Here is a 14,207-nt window from a genome sequence, read left to right as displayed (position 1 = left end):
ATTTCAGGATTAAATTTTATCTGTTCTGAGTTTCGGAAAGTGGCAGCGGCACAACATACTTCTCGGGGTTCATGGGTACATTTACATCCTTTAAGCCCCCCGCTATGCTGCTTATTGCTTTTCGCTTGTAGTAGAAAAAAGTTTGGCCTTCTCCCCAGAACTCTTTCCGATACTCCATTTTTAGTGCGTCGTTAATTACAACTGTACCATCAAGGTCGGTTAAGCCACGGTTTTTACGTACTGTGTTGATATAGTTTATAGCGGTGCCCTGGTCGGCCGTACATTCTGCGGCAATGTAATACAGTTCCGACAGGCGCAGCAGAGGCTGAAGATTTCTGAAAAGCAAGGTTTTGGTTACCACATCATCATATTTCACAAAGGTTTTATATGGTTTTCCGTTGGCGGCTCCTGAAACCCAGTTGATCCTCAACCGGTAATCATTCTCGTTGTTTTCAAAAACCTCCGTCAAACGTTCAGGCACCGGGGCCAATATCGACGTCGTGGTCAGTGTGGCAGCAAATAAATTCCGCTGCTGTGTATACAGGTCGTAGTTCTGAACCCCGAATATAACCTCAGCCGAGAAGGACCTGTCGGGGTTCTGTATGCCTGGCAGCGTCTGGTTTCCGGCAGTCCATGGAAACCATTTACCGGCCTCATTGATCACCTGCGTTGCCGCTGCCAGGGCGCCTGCCTTATCACTCTTGTACAACAATACCCGGGCTTTAATGCCAAGTACAGCATAATAATTCAACCGGCGGTTCCTGAGTTTAAAGAAATCAGTTCCAGGATCATTTCCGCTTACTGGTACCACACCTTCGGTACGTACCGGATCATTTTTTAAAAGCTGCTCTGCACGGTCCAAATCAGCCAGAATGCTATCCACTACAACTCTTGCCGGCAATAAAGGCTGTATCTTTTCGGTCGGGACCGTAAGGTAAGGAATAGCAGTTTTATCAGCATCAGTTGAATACACCGGCCCAAACAACCTTAACATATCAAAATGCAGGAATGCCCTGAGCCCATAGGCCTCGCCCTTTAATAAGTCTTTCCGCTCGTTGCTCATGATGTTGGTTGACTGTCCCAGTTGGGTTAAAAAACTATTGGTGTTTAAAATCGCTACATAAGCCGAACGCCATAAGGAACTAAAAGTGGCCTGCACGCCGGCATCCTTGTAATTGTAGTCCGATAACTGCTTCCAGCTGGTAACCGGGTTATAATATTGGGCCAGTACATCTACAGTGCTCATGTTAAGTTGTCCTCCGTACAGCCCTGGCTTCGCAAGGTTCAGGTAAATCCCATTCAGCGCATTATTGGCCGAGAGTTCATCTTTAAAGACATCGGCCGAGAGGAACCTGTCCTCGGGCTGTATATCCAGAAATTTATTACAGGATGACAATGCCATCAGCATGAACCCGCATGCCAGTGTCGATAAAGTTATTTTCATATTCTGCATAGTTTTAATCAGTTAAAATGAAGCATTGATACTAAATGAAACCGTATTGGCAAACGGATAATCAATACCCCGTTCAGAGACTATATTGGAGAGCCTGAAAATATTGTTCATATAGGCCGAAAACCTAAGGTTTTGTAAATGCACCTGCTTTAACCAGGAAGCGCTTGCTGGTGTTAGTTCATAGCCTACAGCTATAGATTCGCCGGTAATGATGTTCTCCTTCTGTATAAAACGGGACGATATGGGTGTATAATCGGTTAAGGATATGCCCTTAAACTGTGCAATATCCCCCGGCTGTTTCCAGCGCAGCTCCAGTGCCCGCTTGTCCTGGTTAAAAGAAAGGTCATCATAGCTGATGTTCTCAACCTTATCATACAATGCATTATTAAATCTGGATCCCCCCAGACTATAGCGTATATAAGCACTTACGGTAAGGTTCTTAATGCGCAAACTGGAATTGACCACCCCTTCTATAGCAGGCCTGCCATTAGCGATTACCTTAATGTCTGCAGGGTCATAGTCAAAAGTATAGGTCCCGTCTTTTTTAAGGAATACCTCGCGGCCCGATCCCGGATCTATACCCAGCGACTGCACAGCCCAGATGTCATCCGGACTTCTCCCGTCTGTAAACCGCTGTATGGAATTGCTGCGCTGCTGCTCTGCATTCAAACTGTTCAGCATGTTCCCAAAACCATTGTACCTGCTATTGTACATACTGCCGGTTAAGCCCAGTGTCCAGATGATCCGCTGGTTTAAATTGAATACCGGAGAGTATTTGAGGTTTGCCTCTATACCTTTGACCGTCATGTTACCTGCATTCATCGGGTAACTGGATATCCCGTTCGAACCCGGAACATCGATGGTAACAATCAGCGGATCTGTGTACTTACGGTAGGCGTCTATGGTAGCGGTAAACCTATTCTGAAACATCCCCATATCTATCCCTATACTGGTCTGCAGGGTTTTTTGCCAGTCCAGGTTCGGATTGCCCAAACTGGTATGGTACAGTCCTTGCCCAAAATAATTACTGTTGGCCTCCAGGGTGTATACTGTGGCAGAGGCAAAGCTGCCAAAACTCTGGTTACCGGTTGAACCCATATTTCCCCTTACAATCAGTGAACTGATCCAATCGGCTGCTTTGAGGAATTTTTCATTGCGCACATTCCAGCCCAATCCGACTGCCCAGAATGGCGAATACCGCTTGGCTGTACCAAATGCTGTAGAGCCGTCAATCCTGTAGGTCGCATCTAAAAAGTAGCGGTTATCATATACATAGTTTATACTGGCCAGTGCATTTACCCTTCGTGTTTTTGGTGGCGTTAATACCTGGGGCTTGGCATTGGGCTGGTAACCGTAAGCAAAACTCGGGTTGCCCGTAACACCTACCGGAAAGCCCACAGCGGTAAGCCCTATGAAATTGCTATTGGTCTCCTGTACTTCAGCCCTGGCATTTCCTGTCAATACATGTTTCTCCCTGATCACTTTATTGTAAGTAACTCCTAAATTTCCGCTATAATTAAAACCTTCTGTTCGGCCATTGGTGTAGCTTCCTTTTTCGAGTACGGTGGTGTTGTCAAAAACTGTATTTAAGGGGGAGATGAAATTGACCGAAGTGTTGATGTTTTTCGACAATTGCAGGGCACCGGTAAACCTGAGCGAGCGGTTCAGGTCAAAATTGAAGCCCAGATTATTCTGCAAACTTAAACCTGTGACATATTGTTCTGAATTTAACTGTGCATTGTACAGCGGGTTAGGTACGTTAGCCAATGCCCGTCCATCGTACCCCGCAGGGATTTGCTCTACATATTTTCCTACGATCTCCTTTTTATAATAAGGGTTTATCTTAGCGTAGGTCGTGAATGAGCCATAAGGTGATTCATCTGCCCTTGAACCGCTGATAAATGTCCTGTTCGACACATTGAACCTGCCGCTTCTGTAAGTAAGATCAGCCCTGGCGCCCCAGTTTTTTCGGTCGGACCCCCTCATTAAGCCCGTGATGTTTTGCATATTGGCACCTACCCCGAACTGGAATTCGTTGCTGCCGCCACTTGCATATACCGAATGGTTTTGTGTAAAAGCAGTACTGCGTAAGGGCTCGTTAAGCCAATAGGTATTAATACCCTCACGTACAGTTTTAAGGCGCTGGTTATAAAAACGTTCCAGCATTACATAATCTTCGTTACCTACACCATTACCGTTATACCGTCCCGCTAACCTCTCAAATTCGAGCTTCTCTTCTGAATTCATCAGGTTATAATCGCTAAGATCGGCGGCACTGACGCTGAAGTCCCCAGTATAGCTTACCCGTAATTCTCCGGCTTTAGGCCTGATGGTTTCCACTACAATTACCCCGTTTGCTGATCTGGCCCCGTACAATGCTGTGGAAGCTGCGTCTTTTAAGATGGTGATACTGGCAATTCGGTTAATATCCAGATCGGTGATCTGGCGGAGCGAAGACTCAAAACCATCCAGGATAAATAAAGGCATGTTAGGGTCAACCGCAAACTGGTCTGTCAGCGTGCCCAGGTTTGTGTTCTGGGCAATGCTGGTTTTTCCACGAAGCTCTATGCGGGCCAGGGCATTAGGGTCGGAGCCCTTTAAATTATTGTCCACAATAATAAATGAAGGATCCAGACTTCTGAGCATCTGGACCACGTTCTGATTGCCCACGGCACGAAGTTGATCGCCGGTAATGGTAGCTGCACTTCCGGTAAAGCTTTCCTTTTTTCGCTCAAACATACCGGTGATCACCACATCTTTCATCATTTGCTCTTCCAGTTCCATTTTGATCAGCAGCTCATTTTCCTTACCGGTAGCCACAACTTCCCTGGTTTTATATCCAATGTAAGAAATCACAAGTGTTGTTTTCATCTCTATGCCCCTAATGAAGAACTCACCTTTCTCATTTGTTCTGGTTCCGTTCTTTGTTCCTTTAATCAGGATGTTTGCTCCTGGAATGGGTTTTCCATCTTCGGATACAACCCTACCCCTGATGTCTATAGCCTTAAAATAGCTAAGGAGACCATCAAGTATTCCGTTACTTTTCTCTTTAATGATAATGGTATTATTGGCTATGGAAAAAGTAAAGGGCTGGTTTTTTAAACAGGCTTTCAGCGCATCTTCCAGGGCTGCATTACTGACTTCAATACTGATAACCTTAACCTGCCTGATGAGGTCAACATCATAAATGAAATCATAGCCACTTTGAAGTCTTATTTCCTTTAAAACAGTTGCAAGAGAAACATTATTTTTATGGATTGTGATCTTTTGTGCATAGCCTGTTGACGCACTCACCTGTACGGCAAAAATAGCAATGATCAATACAATGATATTAATACGCATAATGCAGTAGCTTACATTTGGCAGCCGGCAAAAGGGCATACCTAGGTTAAACCTATTAATTTTCATACTTTTGGTTTAGTTTGGGTTAATTACAAGAATAGATTGTCATTTTTTTGATTCCCGTTTAACGGGAAGGGTTAATCCAAATGCCTGCCGGGTAGTGCTGGAACACTATCCGGCTTCTTTTTTTATAACCCTCTGATGGGTTCAGGTTAGCTTTTTTTCATAATCATGGTTTAGGTTATTAGTAAATATTGGTTTAGGTTATTGTTGCTTATTTAGTCACGATTACCTTACGGCCATCTATTTTAAATTTGACCCTTCCCGTGATCTGCATGGTCTGAAGTATCGCTGAAAGGTTTTTTGAGCGCGATATAATGGCATCAAAACGCAGGTGTTGAGGAGCATCCCGGTATTCGACCTCTATGTCGTACCATCTGGCCAGCTCTTTCATGATACCAGGCAGATCTTCTTTTAAGAACACGAAATCACCTTTTGTCCACGCGATTGCGGCATTTACATCTGCAATTTCAACATTTAAGGCGCTATTCGTTAACAAGGCTTGCTGGCCTGGTACCAATATTACATCCTGTGTTCCCGGCCCGGGCGTACTACGGCTCAGCTGTATTGATCCTTCAACCAGGCTTGTTCTGCAAAAGCTTACATCCGGATAGTTTTCTATGTTAAACCGTGTACCCAGCACCCTTACATCCTGATTTCGAGCGTGCACTATAAACGGCTGATCCTTATTTTTAAATACCTCGAAATAAGCTTCTCCCGTCAGTTCTACCCTTCTTTCTGTCTGCTTGCTAAAGGTTGAAGGGAACTTAAGGGTAGAGGCCGCATTAAGCCATACCACAGTTCCATCGGGAAGTGTAACATGATAGGTACCACCTCGTGGTGTAGCAGCAGTAAGCATGCGCATTTGATGCTCAGATTGCGTTGCAGCCTTCGAACTCGGTAATAACGAACCATCATTATAGGTCAACTTGTGATCTCCTACCACTACACCTTGCTTGGCTGCGCTAAGTGTAACCACTTTACCGTCAGCAAATGTGAGTGTAGCCCTGTTTTTTCCAGGCGCAATATCCTTAGACCCTGAAACAAATTCAGGACCTAAGGCAGTCGGCCGGGTAGATGAGATATAATATATAAATACACCCAGCATAATTGCTGTTACTGCAGCAGCCACCACAGTAACCCGAGACCACAATTTAAATTGTTTGAGAGATGCTTTTGGTTTCAACTGTGCCTGGATCAGCAAAGCTGTTTCATCTAGCATATGTTTTTTCTGGGCTTTACCCAGTTTATTCCAGGCGGGGTATTTCGACTGGTAGGTATTGTAGTAAGCATTATACAATGCAAGTTCGCTGTCGGATGCAATCCCGTCAGCCACTTTTCCTGCAATTGCTATATATTGATCTTTGTCTATCATGTTTATGCTGCGCTATAACTGTAAAGCACATCAAACAGCCTTACCCCCCAAACGAAATTAAAAATATTTAAAAAAACTGACAGTACCTGCTTTTAATAGCGCGTAAACAGGAAATAATTTTATGAAGTGAAGATTAAAGGAGCAGCAACAGAAATGCATTGCCTGGCCCTAATTTTTCTTTCATTTTTTTTAAGGCTATCGTCATTTGATTTTCAACTGTCTTTTCAGTTATTCCCAGCTGTGCCGCAATTTCCTTGTTGCTCAATTGAGCATAACGGCTTAACCTGAAAATTTCACCGTGCTTACCCGGAAGCTGTTCTGCCAGCCTTTTTATTAAATCAGATAACTCCCTGACCTCCATTGCGGCTGCTTCATCATCGCTTTCAATTTCGATTGAAGACAATTCTGCAAAAAAATTCTTGCCAACTTTATTGTTGCGAATGTAATTGGCAGTTTTAAATTTAACCGCAGTTAAAAGGTAACCTCTGCAGGAATTCAGCTCCCATTTGTCCCGGTTTTGCCAGAACCATACAAATATATCCTGAATAATATCCCGGCAGGCCTCCCGGTTGCGCAGTACATTATAAGCAGAGCCGTATAGTGCATCTGAATGACGGCTATACAACTCATTAAAAGCAGCATAATCATTGCTTTTAACCAAATCCAGCAATTCCTTATCGGTAGATGTACTATAGTGGTTCATTCTTTTACAATGCTATACAATTTCAGGAAAATAAACAACCTTTTCCTTTTACTGCCGGAAAAACAATCCATCGTTATGAATGTTAATAAAAAATGACACAAACTACTCAGATTATCATTCACGCAGCAAGGATCGGCAACATAGAAGTGCTTGAAGAGCTAATCCGCCGGAAAACAGACCTGGATGCCAGGGATGAAAAAGGATATACACCGTTGATCATTGCCTGTTATAACAACCAGTACCAGGCTGCTAAATTGTTGTTGGAGGCGGGTGCGGATGTTGATGCACAGGATAATGGCGGCAATACAGCTTTAATGGGTGTAGCTTTTAAAGGATATAAGGACATCGCCACTCTTTTGATCAGTCATGGTGCCAGTTTAAACCTTCGCCATGGTAATGGCGGAACAGCACTGATGTTTGCGGCTATGTTTGGAAGAAACGACCTCCTACAACTCTTATTGGACCATGGCGCCGATAAAACCATACTGGATGTCAGGGGACTTTCTGTTTTAGATCTGGCGGCTCAGCAAGGCAACGAAACAGCTATTGCAATACTTCAAAATTAAACTTTCGCACATAAAAAATACCCGGCAATTGCCGGGTATTTTTTATGTGCATTAAGCAGGAACCTGTCGTGGCTTTTCGCGTTCCCAGAAGCGGTGCTGCATGATGGCCTGGATAAATTGCTTAGCCAGTTTCGCAGGATCATTTCCCATTACAATGCCTTCTTTAAGCACTGTCTCATCTGAAAAATCCTCAGGCAGTTTATTAGAAAAATACGTCGCTTCCAGTACCTGCATAGCCTGGTCATCTGCTGCAATAGCCTTGCAATGTTTAAACGATTCGTTTAAAAAGTGTACTGCATTTGCTTCCGCTTCCAGCGTGGCCACACTGTTTGTTCCTCCGGGAACATAAACTGCATCATACAATACCGAGGCTGCAGTAAGAAAACTTTCATCAACAGCTATCTCAGAACTATCGGCAGCAACAAGTGGCCCCAGTTTTGGCGCAATTACCTGAACTACCGCACCCGCTCCAATAAGTCCAGACTGAACTGTTTTTATTGATTTTGCATCTACCCCATCGGCCGCCAGAATTGCAATTTTACGGCTTTTTATAGTGTTTTTTATCGTTCCGGACATGCTCAGCGCGGCAGAGGTTTTAAGTTTACCCTCAATCATTAAAGGTTGGAAATCCAGGGGCTTGCCATCAGCAGGGATGCTATGGTTGATCGGCTGTTCTGGCTTTTTTGGTTTTTTCAGGCCAAGTGCAAAAGCCACCTGAGCAGCCAATCCTTCATCAACAAGCGACAAAATACCGATCATACGCTGACGGATCGCTACAGTTTTTACTTTGCCCAACTCAAAGCTAAGTGCATCAATTAAATGGTTCTTTTCCGGATCGGACTGACTATTAAAAAATAACTTTGCCTGACTGAAATGATCAAAAAAGCTCTTGCTCCTCGACCTTACCTTTTTGGCATCAATCCGTTCCTGGTACGAGGTAAAGCCTCCATCAGCAGCTTTAACCTGCTGAGGATCATTATTTCCTAAAGAATTTGGCCCGTAGCTTGTTTTACCGCTGTTGATTGTTTGACGCATGTAACCATCCCTTTGGTTATTATGGACAGGCACGACGGGACGGTTTATGGGAATTTCATGGAAATTAGGTCCGCCCAAGCGGATTAGCTGCGTATCTGTATAGGAAAACAACCTGCCCTGTAATAAAGGATCGTTGGTAAAATCTATGCCGGGTACAATATGGCCAACATGGAATGCCACCTGTTCTGTCTCGGCAAAGAAATTATCCGGATTTCTATTCAGTGTCATTTTACCAATGCGTTGTACCGGAACCAATTCCTCTGGGATAATTTTAGTGGGATCAAGCAGGTCAAATTCAAATTTAAATTCGTCTGCTTCAGGTACAATCTGCACACCAAGCTCCCACTCGGGAAAAGCACCGCTCTCAATAGCTTCCCAAAGGTCCCGGCGATGAAAGTCAGGATCTTTTCCGGAAATATTCTGCGCCTCGTCCCAGGCAACGGAATGCACCCCAAGCAGTGGTTTCCAGTGAAATTTCACGAAACTTGCTTCCCCCTTGTCATTAATAAAACGAAAAGTATGCACTCCAAACCCTTCCATCATACGCAAACTGCGGGGAATGGCCCGGTCGCTCATTAGCCACATGATCATGTGCGTAGATTCAGGCATTAGCGAAATGAAATCCCAAAAAGTATCATGTGCAGATGCGGCTTGCGGTATTTCATTGTCAGGTTCAGGTTTAACCGCATGAACCAGATCAGGAAATTTCATCGCATCCTGAATAAAAAACACGGGCATATTGTTGCCAACCAGATCAAAATTCCCCTGTTTGGTATAAAATTTAACCGCAAAGCCCCGCACATCCCTTGCAAGATCTGTAGATCCTCTGGAACCCGCAACTGTAGAAAAACGCACGAATACCGGCGTTTCGGTTTCTGTATCATTTAAAAAGCCGGCTTTGGTAACGCTTCCAAGGGATTTATACAGTTTAAACACACCGTGGGCACCGGATCCTCTGGCGTGTACAATGCGTTCCGGAATACGTTCGTGATCAAAGTGCGTAATCTTTTCTCTGAGGATAAAATCCTCGAGTAAGGTAGCGCCGCGCTCTCCCGCTTTAAGGGAATGCTGATCGTCATTAATCTTCACACCGTGATCAGTTGTCATCGGTTTCCCAGCTGCATCCGCGGTATGCACCTCCAGGGATCTGGTTTTTTCATTTTCAGGTTGGGTTCCAGGTTGTACCTGAGTATCTTTTTTTGCCATTGAAATAAATTTAAAAAGTGGTAAAAATTAATGCAGTCCTAATTCAACATATTGAAATAGAGATTGTTTAACTTTTATTTTGTTTAATTTTTTATTATATTTTCTTAAACAATTTTATCACTTTACTGTTGTATCCATACTCGGCGAATTAAAAAGCTTCTGCTTTGTTTTTAGCAAAAACTTTTCTTTTAATCTTTTGATAAAGTCTAAACAAAATCTTGCAGTTGCTGGTTAATTAGCCCGTGGCGAGGATATAGCGGACAACCGCTAGAAATAAATGCTACTGAAAACGCGAATTGTTTAACTCATGAAAAACTAAAATTATGGCAACTACAACAAAAACAAGCGCAAAAGGCGCCAGCAAATCAAGAACCGGAAAAATGGAGAATTCAGAATTCCATGAATTCTTTGTGGACGAACTGAAAGACATTTATTGGGCAGAGAAACACCTTTCTAAAGCGCTCCCTAAAATGAAAAAAGCAGCTACCAGCTCAGAGCTTGCTGACGCTTTTGAAAAGCATGCTCAGGAGACCAATGACCACATTGCTACTTTGGAGCAGGTTTTTCAGCTGCTGGATGAAAAAGCCCAGGCAAAAAAATGTGATGCAATGGAAGGCCTGGTAAAAGAGGCAGAGAGTATCATTGAAGATACAGATTCGGGGACATTGATCCGCGATGCAGGTCTGATACTGGCGGCCCAGAAAGTTGAGCACTATGAAATTGCCACCTATGGCACACTCGTAGTTTTTGCGCAAAACATGGGACATACCGATGTGGCAGAGCTATTGCAATTTACGCTCGACAATGAAAAAGCTACAGATGTGGCCCTGACCGAAATTGCAGTTAATGCTGTTAACGAACAGGCTGCAGCAGAATAAACGGATTACTGTTTACCTGGCACATATCCAGGTAAACAGTTTTTGAAGTCCCATGCAAACCGATCAGATTCAACCTCTATTTCCGGGCCGAGATTAACAGCATCATTGGTCTTCGAAGCTCATCTTTCATTTCCGGAACGTCCTTTAACATTTGCTCATCAGGCATAGGTTCTTTAACTTCCACAATTTTGAACTGCTCGCTGATAAGCACATTCAGGTAGCTGGCACAAGTCCTATGGTATTTTATGATTTGTTCTCCTAAAAATGCGGTATCTCTTTTTCCTTCGTTAAAGTAATTATCGACCGGCCAATGAAGTTTCTGCCCAGATTCATCATAAGCCCAATCCTGTTTTCCCTCTGCAGTAAAAATGGGGTGCTCAACTGAAAAAACCAACGAACCTCCGGGTTTAAGCCATTTATATATATTGTGAATGAGCTTGTCAAAAGATTGGATATAATGAAAGGTGAGTGAGCTAAATACCAGGTCAAAAGTCTCTGCAGGATAGCTGAGGTCTTCCAGAGCTGTCCGTTCGTACTCCATTCCTTCCATGTTGTTGATCTGCTTCGCCTTTTCCAACATTCTGTGAGAAATATCTACACCTACCACAGATCTGGCCCCATTTTCCATGGCATACCTGCAATGCCATCCGAAACCGCAGCCCAGGTCAAGCACTGCTTTTTCACGAAGGCCGGGAAGCATAGTTCTCAAAACATACCACTCCCCCGCGCCTTCCAATCCTTTTTGGGAACGGCTCATTTTTGAGTACTGCTGAAAAAAAGCCGGGTCATCGTATTTATTTTCTCTCATCTCATTTTGTTTTCAAGATCCAGCTCAAAAATAAATAAAATGCCATAGCTACAGGCACTTCTTTTTGCGACGCACCAGCCAACGGTTTGTGATAAAATATAGTATGCAAGTCATGTGTTCAGGATTCAACAACACCTCATTTTATTTCAGTTCTGTGCAACAGCGCACACTGAACAGAATGAACAAAAACCACACATTAACAAAACTCATTAGCTTACAGCCTCTTATCAACACACCACTCGTTTTATAACGACACCAGCCCCCTTCTTACAGCGCTAAACTGAACAACATGAACAAGGATTAAGCCCCCTTTATGGGCTAATTTTGAAAGGACGAAAAAAACTGTCCTAATTGTATCAGGGATGGGACTAAAAAGAAAAAGGTTCATGCTCTCACTTAAACTAAAGATCATAACAAAATACTCGCTTTTACTATTGGTTTTAATGGTAGCGGTAGGTGGTGTGGTTGAGGTTAAGGGGCAAAGATCCTATGCTACAACTAACAGGTCTGGAAAAACTGACGGAGGCTTGGGGACAGCTATAGGTACCGTAACAGCGCCAAATAATGCTACTGATGGAGATTATACAAATGCAACACGATTAAATGCTAGTAGTACGCTTGGGGTAAGCACAGCTTGGGAGCAACTTATCTTTGGTTCAACCATTCCTGCCAACGGTACAGTATATATTAAACTAAATGTAATTACCTCAGCATTATTAGGCAGCGAGGTTACCGTCGCAGCTTATTCGGGCAGTACCGGTGGCAGCCCTGGTATAGAAGGAACGTTAGTTGCTTCTACAGCCACCCCCATTCTTACGGCCCCCAATGGTGATCAATATATATTGGTTACACCTGTCTCTAGTGTCAATTCTGTTAAAGTTACCTTGAGGTCGCCTATAGCCCTTGGAACAAATACAATAGACATTTACTATGGTTATTATGAACAACCTTCAACCAGTTGCAGCCTGGCTTTGGCTACATCTGTTAGTGTTACCGGCATTGCACTTGGGGGTGCAGTCACCTCACCAAACAACGCGATAGACAACGATCTCTCTACCTATTCCACACTTTCTGTAGGTCTTTTAGGCGTAGCCGCTTCTATTAAACAAATGGTCTATTTTTCCAGCCAATCAAACCTTGGAGATGCAGCTACTGTAACTTTTTCAGTTCCACCTGGATTATTGACATTGGGACTTTTTGATGGGATAACACTTACTGCATACAATGGCCCTACCCAAGTTGGGACACCCATAGCTTTTAGTTCGTTGCTGTCTTTGGACCTCTTATTTCTGGGCGGAGGCAGCAGATATACAGGATCGTTTGTACCCTCAGGTGTTTTTGACAGGATTGAAATTTCCACAAGTTCGGTGGCCAGTGTTTTAGGTTCTCTGAATTTGCATGAGGTTCAAAGAACCCCACCAAAACCAACATTCAGTGCGCCAATTTTGCAAAACCCTATCATATGCTCTGGCAGTCCCGTAACGCTTAGCCCGGTTGCTCCTGCCTCTGGTAATGAATTACGGTGGTATAATTCTTTAACTTCAACAACATCGTTAACCAACACCAGTACTTACACGCCAACTCCAAACTTAACTGCCACTACCACTTATTACGTGGCAACTGCAAAAACGGGCTGCACAGCAGAATCTGAAAGGGTACCGGCAACTGTAACTGTTAACCCGCTTCCAACCGCAGGCATTTCTGGCACTACCTCAGTTTGCCAGAGTGCAACCTCGCCCAACATCACGTTTACCGGTGCAAATGGAACAGCACCTTACACCTTTACCTATAACATAAACGGGGGCAGCAATACCACAATTACAACTATAACAGGAAATACCGTCACCCTTTCGGTTCCAACCGCCACTGCCGGAACATTTAACTATAACCTGGTCAGTGTGAAGGAAAGTTCAGCTACCCAATGCAGCAACAGCCAGACAGGGACAGCAACAGTGGTAATTAACCCTAAACCCTTACATCCAATAACAAGCATAAGTTCAAATTAAATTAATACATCATAAACATTAAATCTCTTAAACAAATTATTATGAACACTAAATCGACAATTTTGAAAACTGCAATCATCTGCCTTTTCTCTGCATTTACAATTGATGCATCCGCCCAATCCATTAGTACAATTGGAGACTTTACTGCTGTAAATGGTAATATGACCAGTGTAAATCAGGTCATCTGTACTGGAAAAAAAATACACCTGGAGGTTCCTGCCCTTGCCGGTACAACTTATGTATGGGAAACACGCTTTGCTTCAGCTGATGGAAGTGGAACAGGTACAGCACTTGCCGCCAATACAGGAACGTTTGACGAACCAGCAGCACTTGCAGCCGGATATTACACCTACAAATTAAAAGCAACCAACACATCGACAGGCTGTTCTGAAATTTACGATCAGCTGGTATTTGTACTCCCTGAACAAACCGTAACTGTTACTGCTCCTTCTGATGTTGCCGCCTGTAACAATGTTTCAGAAACCTTCAATTTCACATCTAACGTAACCAATAACACAGTGGGTGGATTAACTTTCCCGGTAACTTATCAATGGTTTACCAAAGCTAGCGCAGGAACCGAAACTGCTGTAGCTACGGGCGGTACTTCATCAACACTGGCCCTTACTTCGCCAACCACAGCAGAAACCTATGAAGTATATGTTAAAACAACTTATGCTTTAAAAAGCTGCGACCTGGTTACTTCTGATAAAAAAACAGTTACAGTTACCAACGGCCCTACACGACCTACCATTACCATTGCAGGAAACTAATTTAC

The 14,207-nt window shown here is 43.6% G+C and carries 10 protein-coding genes; 4 read left to right on the top strand and 6 right to left on the bottom strand.

Translation table 11 applies throughout. The features are described from left to right. Positions 1-16 precede the first annotated feature (16 nt). From B9A91_RS17400 to B9A91_RS17385, 4 genes are all read right to left on the bottom strand, one after another. On the bottom strand, positions 17-1,444 hold the full coding sequence (locus tag B9A91_RS17400; protein WP_159451733.1) for a RagB/SusD family nutrient uptake outer membrane protein: 1,428 nt from the start codon (positions 1,442-1,444) through the stop codon (positions 17-19). A 21-nt stretch (positions 1,445-1,465) separates the two neighbouring features. Next, a complete protein-coding gene (locus tag B9A91_RS17395) occupies positions 1,466-4,861 on the bottom strand; it encodes a SusC/RagA family TonB-linked outer membrane protein (protein WP_084240306.1) in 3,396 nt (1,131 codons plus the stop codon). 208 nt (positions 4,862-5,069) lie between these two features. Continuing rightward, entirely contained in the window at positions 5,070-6,230 is a 1,161-nt protein-coding gene (locus B9A91_RS17390) for a FecR family protein (RefSeq protein ID WP_084240305.1), read from the bottom strand. A gap of 133 nt (positions 6,231-6,363) precedes the next feature. Further along, positions 6,364-6,933, bottom strand: a complete 570-nt coding sequence (locus B9A91_RS17385) for an RNA polymerase sigma-70 factor (protein ID WP_084240304.1) — start codon at positions 6,931-6,933, stop codon at positions 6,364-6,366. 92 nt (positions 6,934-7,025) lie between these two features. Between B9A91_RS17385 and B9A91_RS17380 the strand changes: the two genes are divergently transcribed. Then, positions 7,026-7,499 carry an ankyrin repeat domain-containing protein gene (locus B9A91_RS17380; protein ID WP_084240303.1) on the top strand — a complete coding sequence of 158 codons (474 nt, stop codon included), beginning with the start codon at positions 7,026-7,028 and terminating at the stop codon, positions 7,497-7,499. A 51-nt stretch (positions 7,500-7,550) separates the two neighbouring features. Here the strand turns inward: B9A91_RS17380 and B9A91_RS17375 are convergent, their stop codons facing one another. After that, entirely contained in the window at positions 7,551-9,740 is a 2,190-nt protein-coding gene (locus B9A91_RS17375; RefSeq protein WP_084240302.1) for a catalase, read from the bottom strand. 323 nt (positions 9,741-10,063) lie between these two features. On the opposite strand from B9A91_RS17375, the gene B9A91_RS17370 reads away from it, so the two are divergent. Continuing rightward, a complete protein-coding gene (locus B9A91_RS17370; RefSeq protein ID WP_084240301.1) occupies positions 10,064-10,618 on the top strand; it encodes a YciE/YciF ferroxidase family protein in 555 nt (184 codons plus the stop codon). A 76-nt stretch (positions 10,619-10,694) separates the two neighbouring features. On the opposite strand, the gene B9A91_RS17365 is transcribed toward B9A91_RS17370, so the two are convergent. After that, complete coding sequence (locus B9A91_RS17365) at positions 10,695-11,426, bottom strand: class I SAM-dependent methyltransferase (RefSeq protein ID WP_084240300.1); 732 nt, start codon at positions 11,424-11,426, stop codon at positions 10,695-10,697. 362 nt (positions 11,427-11,788) lie between these two features. Here B9A91_RS17365 and B9A91_RS17360 point away from each other — a divergent pair, with 362 nt between their 5' ends. Together B9A91_RS17360 and B9A91_RS17355 are read left to right on the top strand one after the other, a co-directional pair. Beyond that, entirely contained in the window at positions 11,789-13,432 is a 1,644-nt protein-coding gene (locus tag B9A91_RS17360; RefSeq protein WP_144008986.1) for an immunoglobulin domain-containing protein, read from the top strand. 41 nt (positions 13,433-13,473) lie between these two features. Beyond that, positions 13,474-14,202 carry a hypothetical protein gene (locus tag B9A91_RS17355; protein ID WP_144008985.1) on the top strand — a complete coding sequence of 243 codons (729 nt, stop codon included), beginning with the start codon at positions 13,474-13,476 and terminating at the stop codon, positions 14,200-14,202. Positions 14,203-14,207 lie beyond the last annotated feature (5 nt).

Source organism: Pedobacter africanus (assembly GCF_900176535.1).
GTDB classification, from domain to species: Bacteria; Bacteroidota; Bacteroidia; order Sphingobacteriales; family Sphingobacteriaceae; genus Pedobacter; species Pedobacter africanus.
This window is presented reverse-complemented; position numbering and strand designations above follow the sequence as displayed.

What these genes read in the sequence shown, in the direction of transcription:
- B9A91_RS17400 (WP_159451733.1), bottom strand. Translation starts at nt 1,444, where the DNA reads ATGAAAATAACTTTATCGACACTGGCATGCGGGTTCATGCTGATGGCA.
- B9A91_RS17395 (WP_084240306.1), bottom strand. Translation starts at nt 4,861, where the DNA reads ATGAAAATTAATAGGTTTAACCTAGGTATGCCCTTTTGCCGGCTGCCA.
- B9A91_RS17390 (WP_084240305.1), bottom strand. Translation starts at nt 6,230, where the DNA reads ATGATAGACAAAGATCAATATATAGCAATTGCAGGAAAAGTGGCTGAC.
- B9A91_RS17385 (WP_084240304.1), bottom strand. Translation starts at nt 6,933, where the DNA reads ATGAACCACTATAGTACATCTACCGATAAGGAATTGCTGGATTTGGTT.
- B9A91_RS17380 (WP_084240303.1), top strand. Translation starts at nt 7,026, where the DNA reads ATGACACAAACTACTCAGATTATCATTCACGCAGCAAGGATCGGCAAC.
- B9A91_RS17375 (WP_084240302.1), bottom strand. Translation starts at nt 9,740, where the DNA reads ATGGCAAAAAAAGATACTCAGGTACAACCTGGAACCCAACCTGAAAAT.
- B9A91_RS17370 (WP_084240301.1), top strand. Translation starts at nt 10,064, where the DNA reads ATGGCAACTACAACAAAAACAAGCGCAAAAGGCGCCAGCAAATCAAGA.
- B9A91_RS17365 (WP_084240300.1), bottom strand. Translation starts at nt 11,426, where the DNA reads ATGAGAGAAAATAAATACGATGACCCGGCTTTTTTTCAGCAGTACTCA.
- B9A91_RS17360 (WP_144008986.1), top strand. Translation starts at nt 11,789, where the DNA reads ATGGGACTAAAAAGAAAAAGGTTCATGCTCTCACTTAAACTAAAGATC.
- B9A91_RS17355 (WP_144008985.1), top strand. Translation starts at nt 13,474, where the DNA reads ATGAACACTAAATCGACAATTTTGAAAACTGCAATCATCTGCCTTTTC.